We start from the raw sequence: 15,393 nt of genomic DNA, 5'->3' as shown, positions 1-15,393 counted from the left end.
CCTTAGCGAGATGGGTGAAATGACGTGTTCATTATGACGATTTATTTTATTTTTCATTGTATCGAAAGCAGGCAGGATGTAAACGAAAATGCCTGTCTAATTTCATTGCTCAAATTTGCTGCGATACTAACATTGCTCATTGCAGGCTCATAAAAAAGCACCCCAATTTTGAAGTGCTTTTTTGTGGCAGCTTAAATTGCCAATTCCTGCTTAGATTTCACGTACCGCACCTTTTGCCGCACTGGTAGTGTGCATGGCATAGGCTTTCAACGCTTTAGAAATTTTACGTGGACGTTCTTCTGCAGGATGCCAACCTTTGGCTTCTTGCGCTTCACGACGTGCCGCCATGGTTGCGTCATCTACTGCCAAGTGAATGCTGCGGTTTGGAATATCAATTTCGATACGGTCACCATCTTCAACCAAACCAATCGCACCACCTTCAGCCGCTTCTGGAGAAACGTGACCAATTGAAAGACCTGAAGAACCGCCCGAGAAACGACCATCAGTCAGTAAGGCACATTCTTTGCCTAAACCTTTCGATTTCAAATAGCTGGTTGGATAGAGCATTTCTTGCATACCTGGGCCACCACGTGGGCCTTCGTAGCGAATCACCACCACATCACCCGCTGTGATTTTACCGCCCAAAATCGCGTCTACTGCAGCATCCTGACTTTCAAAAACACGTGCTGTGCCGTTAAATTTCAAAATGGAATCATCCACACCTGCAGTTTTGACAATACAACCATCCAAAGCGATGTTGCCGTAAAGTACCGCCAAACCACCATCTTTAGAGAAGGCGTGTTCTGCATTACGAATCACACCATTGTCACGGTCACCATCTAAACGTGAATAGTAACGGTCTTGTGAGAATGCTGTTTGGGTGGGTACGCCGCCGGGTGCAGAACGGAAGAAGCTATAAACGTCTTCATTTTCGGTACGGATGATGTCCCATTTATCTAAAGCATCTTTTAAAGTCGCTTCGTGAACTGTGCCCACTGAAGTGTCCAATAAACCTGCGCGATCTAGCTCACCTAAAATAGACATAATGCCGCCCGCACGGTGTACATCTTCCATGTGAACATCTTGTTTTGCAGGTGCAACTTTACACAATACAGGCACTTTACGTGATAAACGGTCAATATCATCCATGGTGAAATCCACACCTGCTTCATTGGCAGCCGCCAACAAGTGCAATACGGTGTTGGTTGAACCGCCCATGGCAATGTCCAACGTCATAGCATTTTCATAAGATGCTTTGGTTGCAATTGAACGTGGCAATACGCTGTAATCGTCTTGTTCATAATGGCGTTTGGCCAATTCCACAATCAACTGACCTGCTTTATCAAACAGTTTTTTACGGTTGGCGTGAGTTGCTAGAATTGAGCCGTTGCCAGGTAGAGATAAACCTAGAGCTTCTGTTAAGCAGTTCATTGAGTTGGCAGTGAACATCCCTGAGCATGAACCACACGTTGGACATGCTGAGCGCTCGTATTCAGCGACTTCTTCATCGGTATAGTTATCATCTGCCGCTACAATCATCGCATCAATCAAGTCAATCGCGTGTTCATTGCCACGAATTTTGACTTTACCTGCTTCCATTGGGCCGCCAGATACAAACACCACTGGAATGTTTAGGCGCATGGCAGCCATCAGCATCCCTGGGGTAATTTTGTCACAGTTGGAGATACAGACCATAGCATCGGCACAGTGCGCGTTGACCATGTATTCTACCGAGTCGGCAATCAAGTCACGTGATGGCAATGAATACAACATGCCGTCATGGCCCATGGCAATCCCGTCATCTACGGCAATGGTGTTAAATTCTTTGGCAACACCACCTGCCGCCTGAATTTGCGCTGCCACCATTTGACCGAGGTCTTTTAAATGCACATGGCCCGGTACAAATTGGGTAAATGAGTTGACCACCGCAATAATCGGCTTACCGAAATCTTCGTCTTTCATACCCGTTGCACGCCATAAGCCGCGTGCACCCGCCATATTTCTTCCGTGTGTCGATGTTTTTGAACGATAGTCAGGCATTATAAAGTTCCAACTTGGTTGTGCTGAAATGAATCTGAAATTCATTCTGGCGAAATAATACTGTTTGCAAGATCTGTATCACTGCAAAACAGTTTAAGAATCTTTCTATTTTACTACAGCTTGAGGTAGTAAGGCTGCTGCTTTACCGACTTTATGATGGATAAAAAGTGACGAAAACCCACAGCACCTTGTTGATCATACTGAATTCAATACAAAACTTTCATGAATAATTTTTAAAATTTACATTACTAATTTTTATCATAATAATTTATAGCGCAGCACAGCGACAAGGTGGATTTATTACAACCCGTTCCGACCTTTGGGCCGCAATTTGTTATAATTGCCGCGTCATCTAAAACTATGGGTTGATTTCCATTGAAAATCGTTTTTGCAGGTACGCCTGAATTTGCTGCAAGCGCTTTGGCAGCACTCCTGAACACCGAACATGAGATTGTCGCGGTTTACACTCAGCCTGACCGTAAAGCAGGACGCGGACAAAAACTCACAGCATCTGCGGTGAAGCAATTGGCACTTCAACACGATCTTCCTGTCTATCAACCTTTGCATTTTAAATCATCTACTGAAGAAGGTCTGGCGGCTCAACAAGAATTGGCTGCATTGAATGCCGATGTGATGGTGGTTGCGGCCTATGGTTTAATCTTGCCGCAAGTGGTTTTAGATACGCCTAAATATGGCTGCTTGAATATTCACGGTTCTTTATTGCCACGTTGGCGTGGTGCAGCGCCGATTCAGCGCGCCATCGCCACAGGGGATACCGAAACAGGCATCACAATTATGAAAATGGCCGCAGGCTTAGATACGGGTGATATGATGTATAAAACCCGATGCCCAATTACTGCCACAGACACCTCTGCTACTTTACATGACAAACTGGCGCAGCAAGGCGCCGAAGCAATTGTTGAAGTATTGGCTTCAGAACAAAAATTACAAGACTATTTAGATGCGCGTGAAGTGCAAGATGAAGCCTTAACGGTCTATGCACACAAACTAACCAAAGCCGAAGCGCAAATTAACTGGTCCCAAACTGCAGCCGAAATTGACCGTAATATCCGTGCTTTTAACCCGTGGCCTGTTGCATTTATTCCTTTAGATGACACTCAAAACTTACGCGTGTGGGGTTCAGCATTATCAGATGAATCTGCACAAGGCAAAGCTGCAGGCACAATATTAAAACTGGACAAACAAGGTGTACACGTCGCTTGTGGTGATCAACAAGCAGTATGCTTAAGCTCGTTGCAATGGCCAGGTGCTAAACCACTGAATCCTGTGCAAATCATTCAAACTCAAAAACTTCAAACAGGACAAGTTCTCGCATGAGCCATTCTGAATCAGGCAACTCACATTTGAACTTGCGTGCCCAAGTTATTCGTACGCTACTGGCTGTACAACAAGGGCAATCATTGGCTAGCATTTTACCTATACATTTAAGCAAAGTCGCAGAACGTGACCGTGCCTTGTTTCATGAGCTGGTTTTGGGCACCTTGCGTCAATGGTATGCCCTAAAAAGTATTACTTTGCCGTTGTTGGTGAAACCACTTAACAATGAAACTGTTGAAACCTGTTTATATGTTGGCTTATATCAAGTGCTTTGTACCCGTGTAGCCAGTCATGCCGCAATTTCCGAAACTGTTACTGCAGCCAAACAATTGGGCTATCAAGCACTCAGCGGTGTAGTGAATGCGATTCTGCGTCGTGTTTCACGTGAAACATCCGAATTTCAAACGGCTTTGGCACAAGCGCATGGTTTGCCAAGTTGGTTGTATAAACGCCTGAAAAAAGATTGGCCTGAGCAATTAGAACAACTGACGCACACTTTAAAGCAAACTGCCCCCCTGACCTTAAGAGTCAATACGCGCCAAATCAGCCGTAATGACTATTTAAAAATTTTGCAGGAACAAGAGATTGCTGCTGAAGCTTGCACCGTATCTGCAGTTGGTATTGTGATGCTGCAAAATGTGCACATTCCAGACTTGCCTGGTTTTGATGAAGGCGTATTTTCCGTACAGGACGAACATGCCCAACTGTGTGCAATGCTCTTGCCAAATTTAGATGGCAAAGTCGTAGTCGACGCCTGCGCAGCACCCGGTGGTAAAACAGCGCATCTGCTCGAAAAATTTCAGCCTAAAAAATTGATTGCCTTAGATCAGGATGCCAAACGTCTGTTACGTGTCAGCGAAAACCTAGAACGCCTGCAACTAAATCAAGAAGCGAAAGTCGAAATTTTGGCTGCCGATGCAACCACATGGAACGCTAGTGAAGCAGTCGACTGTATTGTATTGGATGCACCATGCTCTGCAATTGGGGTCTTGCGTCGTCATCCAGATATTCGTTTGCTGCGTCAATCTGGCGATATTCAGCAAACGGTGGCATTACAGCAACAGATTTTGCAGCAGATGTGGCAGCAACTCAAAGTTGGCGGCACCTTGCTTTACATTACCTGCTCGGTTTTAAAAGCCGAAAATGAACAGCAAATGCAGCAATTCTTTGCCGAACATCTTAATGCCAAAGAAGTCAAAATTGATGCAGATTGGGGCATTCCACAACTTTACGGACGCCAATTATTGCCGCAAGAAGGACGCGGTGATGGTTTTTATTATTGTCGTATTGAAAAAACCGCCTAAGTTGTTTTTGTTTTAACCATTCTTCTCATTGAATCGCCTTTCCAATAAAATAACCCTTGAATCAATCAAGGGTTATTTTAGTTAGCCAGTGCAATGCTTTAAAGCTTCTCACCCGTTTCAGCAAAATGCTTAGTCTTCAAGTTCATCTGGGTTTTTGATCAGGTGAATCATCGCCAAAACCAAACCACCCCAAAGTACCACTGTTGAAATAATCAACATCACCAATGCAGATGTATTCATGTTATTTCTCCGCTGCGTCTTGATCTTTTAAACGACTAAACAATACCGCACCAATAATAAAGAGCGCCACGGTACCACCACCCACGATGAGTAAAATGTGTAATGGATAACCCCCATAGCCTTCCGCAAAAATAGATTTAAGGGTTAAAGCTAAAGCGACTAGCAATGAAAGCGGAGTCACGATGGTTAATAGGATATTCCAGCCCAAACCCAATTTAATACTTGAGTATTGGTTAACGTGTTGCTGCAATTCTTTGAGCAATGGACGACGGAACCAAGTCACCAAAATAATCGACAATAAACCACCACCAACAATACCAATATTGTTGGCAAAGTAATCAATGATGTCGACAAAAGTAATTGCGCTGTGGGTAGAGAATAACAGAGTTGAAACAATCGCTGAACCACCTGCAATAATGGTTACTGCACGCTTACGCGACCATCCCAGTTTGTCTTGGAACGCAGCAATAGGAACTTGCAGAATACTCACCATTGAGGTCACCCCCGCAACCGTCAATGAAGCGAAGAATAAGAAACCAAATAAATCGCCACCAGCACCCAAGCTAGAAATGATTTTTGGGAATGCAATAAAAGCTAAACCAATACCACCTGAAACGACTTCATCTACCGATGAACCTGCACTGTACGCCATAAAACCAAGCGCAGCAAAAATACCAATACCCGCTAAAATTTCAAAAGATGAGTTTGCAAGTGCAACCACCAAGCCTGAACCAGTCAAGTTAGTTTTACGTTTTAGGTATGATGAGTAGGTCAACATAATCCCGAAACCCAACTGAAAGCGAGAAGAAGATATGACCAAAGGCAGCTAACCATACTTTATAATTCGTCATCGCTTCCCAGTTAGGCGTAAAGAAAGCATTTAAGCCATCGACTGCACCCGGTAAACGTAAAGCTTGAACCACGAGAATAGAGAACAAAATCAGCAAAAGTGGTATAAAGATTTTATTTGACAGCTCAACCCCTTTTTTCACCCCGCCGTATAAAATGAACATCACCACCATCCATACGATGACCAAGCCAATAAATAAGGTTGGTACAAAACCAAAGGCTAAGCCTTCACCATTTTGTAAGTAGCTTGTGAAAAAGAATTTTTCAGTGTCTGTTCCCCATTGCTGACCAATGGAATAGAACATATAACTGCCTGCCCAAGACAATACGCTGGCATAGTAAATACCAATCAGCAAAGTCACCATCACCTGCCACCAGCCCAATGCTTCACTGTTCATGAGCTTTTTATAAGCGGTTGGTGGTGCTTTACGGTATTTATGCCCAACTGCATAGTCCAAAAACAGCAATGGCAAACCTGCGGCAAAGATCGCAATTAAATAAGGGATTAAAAATGCGCCGCCGCCATTTTCATAGGCAACATAAGGGAAACGCCAAATATTGCCCAACCCGACCGCAGAACCAATGGCTGCGATAATAAAGCCTGATCGCGCGGACCAACTCTCACGAGAATCTGTCATAGAACACCTAAACTTCAGGCTATTTTTTGCTGCTTGTTTTTTAATTCTGACCTTTTATATAAATAACTTGCTTTTTCATTAGCTTAAATTTACTTTATATAACGGTACTTTAGCGCACGCAAAAAATATCCTGCAAAAAATGAAAATCTGGGTGTTTGCTTTAGAGTCACACCTTTTGAGCATCAAATTCTAAAGGTCAAACAGCGAAATATTCGGAAAATCTTGCTTAAAGTCTTTGCCCAATATTGCGCTTTTGTATGGCTTAACAATACTCATTTTTGAACAATTTTTCTGTAAATTCTGCTTAGAAAGATGCTTTTTGTATGCATTTTTTTAATCAAACGTTCAAATTCCACTCCATTTTGACTTGATTTTTTAGTTACGCAGATTCAAATCTCAAGTGCAACACATTTGTAGTTAGTTGAAAAAGTTAGGTGTATTCATAGAATCATTCGACTTTTTCAACCCGCAATTGGAAAGCACACAATGAAGAAATACACCCAACTTTCTCAAGATGAAAGATACGAAATTTATGCTACTTTGAAAAGTAAAAGTTCAATCGCTACCCTTGCTCGGGAGTTAGGACGTTCACGATCAACCATCTACCGTGAATTAAAAAGAAATACTGGGCAACGTGGATATAGAGCTCAACAGGCAGCTAAATTTGCAAGTCAAAGACGGTACCGTCCTTCATCATCAATGACAGCATTTGCCTTCGCTTATATTGATTATTTGATTGGTTTGGACTGGTCACCAGAACAAATTTCAGGTGCTTTAACACAACGCGGTTGGCTGGGTGTACCTTCACATGAGTGGATTTACCAGTACATTTATCAAGATAAATCAAAAGGCGGTAAACTTTATCTACACTTAAGGCTTCAGAAGAAATATCGAAAACGCGGTTACAAAAACACGGATCGTAGGGGGCAAATCATTGATAAAACAAGTATTCACTGCCGAGACCAGGTCATTGATCAACGACAACGTTTAGGAGATTTCGAAGGTGACACGGTGATTGGTAAACATCATAAAGGTGCTTTATTGACTCTCGTTGATCGAAAGAGCCTGTATGTACATATTGTTCATTTAGGGCCAACGAGAGCATCCTCTCAAACGATTACTTGTGCATTAGATCGTTTACAAATGAGCCATGCTTATAGTGTGACATTTGATAATGGCAAAGAATTTTCCGAACACAAAAGAATTACTGATGCTGGCATAGAGACGTATTTTGCTGATCCTTACAAGTCTATTCAGCGAGCTAGAAATGAAAATACGAATGGTTTAATCCGGCAATATCTGCCAAAATCATCATCGTTTGATGACGTGTCAAACGAACAAATAGAGCAGATAGAATTTGCACTCAACCATCGTCCTAGAAAAACACTAGGTTGGTATACACCGAGTGAAGTTATGGCTGGTTTTTATACTGTTGCACTTGCCGCTTAAATCCGCCTTATAAGTTCTATAACTATTTGGAATGAAATTTTGATGCTATTTGAGTTATTTTAATTTTCATCTATTTTACACTAGCGCTGTAGCCTATTATTCACCGAACTACAGCACTGTAATCAATCATCTCAAAATTCAGAGTTAACTCATCCTTTCTCTTTATTTATAACGATGCATCATTAGATCAGATACTTAACGCTTAATTACCAATAAACGCTCTTCCTGCATATCCCGAATAGCAGATTGAATTCCCTCACGCCCTAAACCCGAATCTTTCACTCCACCATAAGGCATATTGTCCACACGGAACGATGGAATATCATTAATAATCACCCCACCAACTTGTAACTGATCCCATGCATACAGCATTTTTTCCAGACTCTTTGTATAAATACCCGCCTGTAAACCAAAACGGCTTTGGTTAATACGTGTAATTCCTTGTTCAAAAGATGAATATTTTTCCAAAATGGCAACAGGGCCAAAAACTTCATCTTTATAAACCTCCAAGTTTGGATCGACCTGTTCCAATAAAGTCGGCTCAAACATCACACCTTTCAGCTCGCCACCGACCAATATTTTTGCACCTTTTTTCACCGCTTTATCAATCCACTTTTTCAGACGCTGCGCTTCAGAAGTCTTAATCATTGGGCCAACTAGCGTCGTGTCTAAATCAGGATCTGCCGCTTTAATTTTCTTGAGCTGGCTCACAAGTTTCTTTTTCAGTTCGGCATATACGTCAGCATGCACCAAAATACGTTGCACACTAATACACACCTGCCCAGCATGATTATACGCCCCACTAATGAGACGATTGATCAGCGCATCATTCAGTTCAGTATCGGGTTCAATCATCACCGCTGCATTGCCGCCCAACTCTAGCGTTACTTTTTTTCGTCCTGCGCGGGCTTTCATATCCCAACCCACCACATCTGAACCAGTAAAACTGAGCAGTTTAAAACGGTCATCAGTCACTAAAACATCGGCTTGCTCGCGCTCGCAAGGTAATACTGAAAACGCACCCTGAGGTAAATCTGTTTCAGCCAACACTTCTGCAATTTTCAATGCTGAAATAGGCGTGGCGCTGGCAGGTTTTAATACAAAAGGGCAACCTGCAGCAATCGCGGGCGCAATTTTATGTGCAGTTAAATTCAACGGAAAATTAAAAGGGCTGATCAAAGACACTGCACCAATGGGTACATGCTTAACCATCCCTTGATAATTCGCAGCAGCAGCCGTTACCGCCAACGGTAAAATACGTCCTTCATCTAGCTGCGACACCGCATCTGCCGCAATTTGGAAGGTATTAATTAAACGCTCGACTTCTGCCATCGCAGCCAAACGTGGTTTTCCACCTTCGGCAATTAAAATTTCGACTAATTCTTCACGCATGTTTTGAAAACGCTGCACACAATGCAAGAGAATTTTTTGTTTTTGAAAGGGCTGTAATTTTGTCATTTCTGCTTCTGCTTTGACGGCTGCAAGAATAGCTTTTTCAATACTTTTTGCATCGGCAAGTGCGACACGTGCATATAATTTTTGAGAATATTTATGCTGAACGGCTAACCATTGCCCTGTTTCTACTGCTTTATTGGCAAGATAGAGCGGGTAATCGACAGGTGGATGGACATTTTGCATACTGAAATCCTCTTTTTTGGCGCGAATTAGGCTATATTTTTACAAGAATTTTGATTCAAGAAAATGTATGATGCGCTAAGTTAGACAATATTTCACATGATTTTTTGTCACGAGAACATACAACACCACACCATTCATCCCAAATGATGATGACAAAATACTAGGGTTTATATGCTTACATTACAACGTTTTGCTTTAGCATGCAGTTTAATTGGTTGTTCAGCGGTGCATGCCGATATTATTGGGCTAAAAGCCAGCGTGGATTATTGGAAATATAGTGCAGACTGGAATCAGGCTCAGTTATCGCCAAACTTAGATGATGATTTTGCCATACCCTTCAGTTTGGCAGTAGAACATCCTGTTCCTTTTTTACCCAATGCCAAAATTAAGCATGTCAATTTGCAGGCCGAAAGCGAGCAAAGCGCTGCTGGTGTAAAAATCAATCAGCTGGATTTAGATTACTCAGACTTCATTTTATATTATGAAATTTTAGATAACATTGTTGCAGCAGATGTTGGATTTGGTGCCAAAGTACTTGAAGGCGACTTAAGATCGAATTTGTTTTCGACACAAGACGTCAGTGAAACTTTACCTATGCTGTATGCAGAAGCAGTAGTCAAATTACCATTTACAGGTTTAAGTGCCAAAGCTGAGGCCAACTATGCCAAAAATAGCGACAATGAAGTTCGTGATGCTCAGGCAGAAATTAAATATAACTTTATAGATGCCGTTTTGGTCGATGTGGGTTTAAAAGCAGGCTATCGTATTTTAGATATTAAGCTCAATCAAGATTCCAATCAGGAAACTCAATTAGAGTTTAAAGGCCCATATTTAGGCTTAGAAGCACACTTCTAAGCATTTGATATTTAAATAAATTTAAAAACCTTAAATTATGTTTAAGGGTTTTTTATTCTTCGCAGATTCAAATCCCAAGTGCAACACATTTGTAGTTAGTTGAAAAAGTTAGGTGTATTCATAGAATCATTAGACTTTTTCAACTCGCAATTGGAAAGCACACAATGAAGAAATACACCCAACTTTCTCAAGATGAAAGATACGAAATTTATGCTACTTTGAAAAGTAAAAGTTCAATCGCTACCCTTGCTCGGGAGTTAGGACGTTCACGATCAACCATCTACCGTGAATTAAAAAGAAATACTGGGCAACGTGGATATAGAGCTCAACAGGCAGCTAAATTTGCAAGTCAAAGACGGTACCGTCCTTCATCATCAATGACAGCATTTGCCTTCGCTTATATTGATTATTTGATTGGTTTGGACTGGTCACCAGAACAAATTTCAGGTGCTTTAACACAACGCGGTTGGCTGGGTGTACCTTCACATGAGTGGATTTACCAGTACATTTATCAAGATAAATCAAAAGGCGGTAAACTTTATCTACACTTAAGGCTTCAGAAGAAATATCGAAAACGCGGTTACAAAAACACGGATCGTAGGGGGCAAATCATTGATAAAACAAGTATTCACTGCCGAGACCAGGTCATTGATCAACGACAACGTTTAGGAGATTTCGAAGGTGACACGGTGATTGGTAAACATCATAAAGGTGCTTTATTGACTCTCGTTGATCGAAAGAGCCTGTATGTACATATTGTTCATTTAGGGCCAACGAGAGCATCCTCTCAAACGATTACTTGTGCATTAGATCGTTTACAAATGAGCCATGCTTATAGTGTGACATTTGATAATGGCAAAGAATTTTCCGAACACAAAAGAATTACTGATGCTGGCATAGAGACGTATTTTGCTGATCCTTACAAGTCTATTCAGCGAGCAAGAAATGAAAATAAGAATGGTTTAATCCGTCAATATCTGCCAAAATCATCATCGTTTGATGACGTGTCAAACGAACAAATAGAGCAGATAGAATTTGCACTCAACCATCGTCCTAGAAAAAAACTAGGTTGGTATACACCGAGTGAAGTTATGGCTGGTTTTTATACTGTTGCACTTGCCGCTTGAATCCGCCCTTCTTAATATTTTCTTTTCTACATAAAAAAGCCCCCTTGACGTTTATGTCAAGGGGGCTTTGAATAATGAGCTGGCGATGACTTACTCTCACATGGGTAACCCCACACTACCATCAGCGCGAAGAGGTTTCACTTCTGAGTTCGGGAAGGGATCAGGTGGTTCACTCTTGCTATGGTCGCCAGCACAACTGTTTACGGAGACTTGCATTGGTCTTATTCACGACTGTGATGCACTGCGTTTTCCGAATCTGTAACAGATTGGGCTGTATTGGGTCTGAATTTTATTGTTTAGCGTTAACTAAATCAAGGTCAGTCTGATTTGACTGATTGGATTTGAATCGATTGAGCATACAACCCCAACTGTTTGGGTGTTGTATAGTCAAGCCTCACGAGCAATTAGTATTGGTCAGCTTCACATATCGCTATGCTTCCACATCCAACCTATCAACGTCGTAGTCTTCAACGGCTCTTTAGGAGGCATAAAGCCTCGGGGAAATCTTATCTTGAGGTAGGCTTCCCGCTTAGATGCTTTCAGCGGTTATCCCTTCCGAACATAGCTACCCGGCGATGCGACTGGCGTCACAACCGGTACACCAGAGGTTCGTCCACTCTGGTCCTCTCGTACTAGGAGCAGATCCTCTCAAATTTCCAGCGCCCACGGTAGATAGGGACCGAACTGTCTCACGACGTTCTAAACCCAGCTCGCGTACCTCTTTAAATGGCGAACAGCCATACCCTTGGGACCTGCTTCAGCCCCAGGATGAGATGAGCCGACATCGAGGTGCCAAACACCGCCGTCGATATGAACTCTTGGGCGGTATCAGCCTGTTATCCCCAGAGTACCTTTTATCCGTTGAGCGATGGCCCTTCCATACAGAACCACCGGATCACTAAGACCTACTTTCGTACCTGCTCGACTTGTGGGTCTCGCAGTTAAGCGCGCTTTTGCCTTTATACTCTACGCGTGATTTCCGACCACGCTGAGCGCACCTTCGTACTCCTCCGTTACTCTTTAGGAGGAGACCGCCCCAGTCAAACTACCCACCAGACATGGTCCTCGTCCCGGATAACGGGACAGAGTTAGAACCTCAACATTACCAGGGTGGTATTTCAAGGACGGCTCCACTCGGACTAGCGTCCAAGTTTCAAAGCCTCCCACCTATCCTACACAAGTAAGGTCAAAGTTCAATGTCAAGCTGCAGTAAAGGTTCACGGGGTCTTTCCGTCTAGCCGCGGGTACACCGCATCTTCACGGCGAATTCGATTTCACTGAGCCTCTGCTGGAGACAGCGCCGCCATCATTATGCCATTCGTGCAGGTCGGAACTTACCCGACAAGGAATTTCGCTACCTTAGGACCGTTATAGTTACGGCCGCCGTTTACTGGGGCTTCGATCAAGAGCTTCGCTTACGCTAACCCCATCAATTAACCTTCCAGCACCGGGCAGGCATCACACCCTATACGTCCACTTTCGTGTTTGCAGAGTGCTATGTTTTTAATAAACAGTTGCAGCGGCCTGGTTTCTGAGGCTGTCGACAGCTCAAGGAGCGAGTCCTATCACCATCAACAGCGTACCTTCTCCCGAAGTTACGGTACCATTTTGCCTAGTTCCTTCAGCAGAGTTCTCTCAAGCGCTTTGGTCTACTCGACCTGACCACCTGTGTCGGTTTCGGGTACGATTCCAGTGTAACTGAAGCTTAGAGACTTTTCCTGGAAGCAGGGTATCAGCCACTTCACTGTACAAGTACAGCTTGATATCAGATCTCAGCATAGAGCACCCCGGATTTGCCTAAGATGCATGCCTACTTCCTTTCACCTGGACTACCAACGCCAGGCTGACTTAACCTTCTCCGTCCTCTCATCGCATTACACTGAAGTATTGGAATATTAACCAATTTCCCATCGACTACGCCTCTCGGCCTCGCCTTAGGGGTCGACTCACCCAGCCCCGATTAACGTTGGACTGGAACCCTTGGTCTTTCAGCGAACGGGTTTTTCACCCGTTTTGTCGTTACTCACGTCAGCATTCGCACTTCTGATACCTCCAGCAGACTTCTCAATCCACCTTCTTCGGCTTACAGAACGCTCCCCTACCACGCATAATAAATTATGCATCCGCAGCTTCGGCACATAGTTTTAGCCCCGTTACATCTTCCGCGCAGGCCGACTCGACTAGTGAGCTATTACGCTTTCTTTAAAGGGTGGCTGCTTCTAAGCCAACCTCCTAGCTGTCTATGCCTTCCCACATCGTTTCCCACTTAACTATGATTTTGGGGCCTTAGCTGGCGGTCTGGATTGTTTTCCTCTTGACTACGGACGTTAGCACCCGCAGTCTGTCTCCCGGATAGTACTCATTGGTATTCGGAGTTTGCATCGGTTTGGTAAGTCGGGATGACCCCCTAGCCGAAACAGTGCTCTACCCCCAATGGTATTCGTCCGAGGCGCTACCTAAATAGCTTTCGGGGAGAACCAGCTATCACCGAGTTTGATTAGCCTTTCACCCCTATCCACAAGTCATCCCCTGGCTTTTCAACGACAGTGGGTTCGGTCCTCCAGTTAGTGTTACCCAACCTTCAACCTGCTCATGGATAGATCACCCGGTTTCGGGTCTATACCCAGCAACTAGACGCCCTATTAAGACTCGATTTCTCTACGGCTCCCCTATTCGGTTAACCTCGCTACTGAATATAAGTCGCTGACCCATTATACAAAAGGTACGCAGTCACCAAACAAGTTGGCTCCCACTGCTTGTATGCATGCGGTTTCAGGATCTATTTCACTCCCCTCACAGGGGTTCTTTTCGCCTTTCCCTCACGGTACTGGTTCACTATCGGTCAGTCAGGAGTATTTAGCCTTGGAGGATGGTCCCCCCATATTCAGACAAGGTTTCACGTGCCTCGCCCTACTCGTCATCATTATGTGTGCCCTTTCGTGTACAGGACTATCACCCACTATGGTTGCACTTCCCAGAGCATTCCACTAAAACACACATAACTTAATGGGCTTTTCCCCTTTCGCTCGCCGCTACTGAGGGAATCTCAATTGATTTCTTTTCCTACGGGTACTGAGATGTTTCACTTCCCCGCGTTCGCTTCGTATGACTATGTATTCATCATACGATACCTACCTTAAGGTAGGTGGGTTTCCCCATTCAGAAATCTCCGGATCAAAGGATATTTGCCGCCTCCCCGGAGCTTTTCGCAGGCTATCACGTCTTTCTTCGCCTCTGACTGCCAAGGCATCCACCACATGCACTTAATTACTTGACTATACAACCCCAAACAGTCGTTAACACTTACAAGTAGGATTAAGACAATTAAATAAATAATCAATGATTTATTTAATCTACAGTTCAAAGTCTCGTGCACTTAAGCACTGTACAGCTTCAATCTAAATTCATATACCAAAACGCTTGATTCAGTTAATTTGCTAGTTCTCATTTCAATTCGTAATTAAACCGTAACACCGAAGTATTACTGTCAATCTTGAATTAAATGAGTTGAACAATTTATTTCAGACTCAATTTTTGCCAATCTGTTAATGAATTAATGCGTCTTCGTCAGATCGCACTAAATACTGTGATATTTAAATCACAGAACTTAATAAGCTTATACTTACTAAATTCTGTAATCTTTAGCTTATACCCATACTCAATAAGTACGTGGTGGAGACTAGGAGAGTCGAACTCCTGACCTCCTGCGTGCAAAGCAGGCGCTCTACCAACTAAGCTAAGTCCCCAGCTTATCATCTGTGATTCGATGTATCTTCTTCTGCATAATTGCTTCGTCAGTAGTGGTGGGTCTGACAAGACTTGAACTTGTGACCCCACGCTTATCAAGCGTGTGCTCTAACCAACTGAGCTACAGACCCTGAGAAAAATCAAAGCATCGCTTTGTATTTTTCGCAA

Annotated in this window: 8 protein-coding genes, 2 tRNA genes, 2 rRNA genes and 1 pseudogene; 5 read left to right on the top strand and 8 right to left on the bottom strand. The window is 43.3% G+C overall.

Features of this window, described 5'->3' with window-relative positions:
- Positions 1-210: 210 nt before the first annotated feature.
- Positions 211-2,040: a dihydroxy-acid dehydratase gene (gene ilvD / locus LZP46_RS00155; protein ID WP_236094301.1), complete on the bottom strand. Its 1,830-nt coding sequence runs from the start codon at positions 2,038-2,040 to the stop codon at positions 211-213.
- Between the two features lie 375 nt (positions 2,041-2,415).
- Here ilvD and fmt point away from each other — a divergent pair, with 375 nt between their 5' ends.
- Together fmt and rsmB are read left to right on the top strand one after the other, a co-directional pair.
- Positions 2,416-3,378 (top strand): methionyl-tRNA formyltransferase, encoded by a 963-nt coding sequence (fmt, locus tag LZP46_RS00150; RefSeq protein ID WP_236094300.1) that lies wholly within the window; start codon positions 2,416-2,418, stop codon positions 3,376-3,378.
- Positions 3,375-4,682, top strand: a complete 1,308-nt coding sequence (gene rsmB / locus LZP46_RS00145) for a 16S rRNA (cytosine(967)-C(5))-methyltransferase RsmB (protein ID WP_236094299.1) — start codon at positions 3,375-3,377, stop codon at positions 4,680-4,682. Before fmt ends, rsmB begins: the two co-directional genes overlap by 4 nt.
- Positions 4,683-4,811: 129 nt before the next feature.
- On the opposite strand, the gene LZP46_RS00140 is transcribed toward rsmB, so the two are convergent.
- Positions 4,812-4,922, bottom strand: a complete 111-nt coding sequence (locus tag LZP46_RS00140; RefSeq protein WP_004970370.1) for a methionine/alanine import family NSS transporter small subunit — start codon at positions 4,920-4,922, stop codon at positions 4,812-4,814.
- Between the two features lies 1 nt (position 4,923).
- Positions 4,924-6,409 (bottom strand): annotated as a pseudogene (locus tag LZP46_RS00135) (sodium-dependent transporter).
- Between the two features lie 486 nt (positions 6,410-6,895).
- Between LZP46_RS00135 and LZP46_RS00130 the strand changes: the two are divergent.
- Entirely contained in the window at positions 6,896-7,858 is a 963-nt protein-coding gene (locus tag LZP46_RS00130; protein ID WP_068532856.1) for an IS30 family transposase, read from the top strand.
- Positions 7,859-8,053: 195 nt separating this feature from the next.
- On the opposite strand, the gene LZP46_RS00125 is transcribed toward LZP46_RS00130, so the two are convergent.
- Positions 8,054-9,496 carry an aldehyde dehydrogenase family protein gene (locus LZP46_RS00125; RefSeq protein WP_236094298.1) on the bottom strand — a complete coding sequence of 481 codons (1,443 nt, stop codon included), beginning with the start codon at positions 9,494-9,496 and terminating at the stop codon, positions 8,054-8,056.
- Positions 9,497-9,667: 171 nt separating this feature from the next.
- Here LZP46_RS00125 and LZP46_RS00120 point away from each other — a divergent pair, with 171 nt between their 5' ends.
- Both LZP46_RS00120 and LZP46_RS00115 read left to right on the top strand, forming a co-directional pair.
- The gene (locus LZP46_RS00120; RefSeq protein ID WP_236094297.1) at positions 9,668-10,351 is read left to right on the top strand and encodes a TIGR04219 family outer membrane beta-barrel protein; all 684 of its coding nucleotides are present in this window, start codon (positions 9,668-9,670) and stop codon (positions 10,349-10,351) included.
- 164 nt (positions 10,352-10,515) lie between these two features.
- Complete coding sequence (locus LZP46_RS00115) at positions 10,516-11,478, top strand: IS30 family transposase (RefSeq protein WP_236094296.1); 963 nt, start codon at positions 10,516-10,518, stop codon at positions 11,476-11,478.
- Between the two features lie 77 nt (positions 11,479-11,555).
- On the opposite strand, the gene rrf is transcribed toward LZP46_RS00115, so the two are convergent.
- From rrf to LZP46_RS00095, 4 genes are all read right to left on the bottom strand, one after another.
- Positions 11,556-11,670, bottom strand: a 5S ribosomal RNA gene (rrf, locus tag LZP46_RS00110).
- Positions 11,671-11,861: 191 nt separating this feature from the next.
- A 23S ribosomal RNA gene (locus LZP46_RS00105) occupies positions 11,862-14,755 on the bottom strand.
- A 393-nt stretch (positions 14,756-15,148) separates the two neighbouring features.
- Positions 15,149-15,224 (bottom strand) — tRNA-Ala (locus LZP46_RS00100).
- A gap of 55 nt (positions 15,225-15,279) precedes the next feature.
- Positions 15,280-15,356: transfer RNA gene (locus LZP46_RS00095), tRNA-Ile, on the bottom strand.
- Between the last annotated feature and the right edge of the window lie 37 nt (positions 15,357-15,393).

Origin of the sequence: Acinetobacter sp. SCLZS86 (assembly GCF_021560715.1) — a bacterium.
In the GTDB taxonomy this organism is placed as follows: Bacteria; Pseudomonadota; Gammaproteobacteria; order Pseudomonadales; family Moraxellaceae; genus Acinetobacter; species Acinetobacter towneri_A.
This window is presented reverse-complemented; position numbering and strand designations above follow the sequence as displayed.